Below are 416 nucleotides of genomic sequence, written 5' to 3'. Positions count from 1 at the left end.
CGGACCAGCGCGCCCAGCTCCACGGTCGCGCTCCCGGGCTTCTCCCCCGCGTCCAGCCGGGCCAGCAGCAGCAGATCCGCCGCCAGCACCTGGAGCCGTACGGTGTCGGCGACCGCGCCCGGAAGGTCCAGCAGCTCCGGATGGGCCTCGGCCACCTCCAACTGGGTGCGCAGCGAGGCGATCGGGGAACGCAGCTCGTGCGAGGCGTCCGCGACGAACCGGCGCTGGCGCTCCACGGACGCCTCCAGGACGGTGAGCGTCTCGTTCGTCGTCCGGGCCAGCGCCGCGATCTCGTCCCGCGAACCGGGCTCCGGAACCCGGCGGGCCAGGTCCTCGGAGGCGGTGATCGCCGCCATCTCGCGGCGGATGCCCTCGACCGGCCGCAGGGCCCGGCGGGTCACCAGCCAGGTCACCCC

General features: G+C 75.5%; 1 protein-coding gene. It reads right to left on the bottom strand.

Translation table 11 applies throughout. The annotated features are described in order from the left end of the window. Nucleotides 1-416 (bottom strand): histidine kinase dimerization/phospho-acceptor domain-containing protein (locus tag HTV45_RS33330; protein WP_215209617.1); only part of this gene is annotated, 416 nt, incomplete at both ends.

Origin of the sequence: Streptomyces sp. CHD11 (genome assembly GCF_018638295.1) — a bacterium.
In the GTDB taxonomy this organism is placed as follows: domain Bacteria; phylum Actinomycetota; class Actinomycetes; order Streptomycetales; family Streptomycetaceae; genus Streptomyces.
The sequence above is the reverse complement of the archived record's forward strand: the minus strand, read 5'-3'. Positions and strand labels throughout refer to the sequence as shown.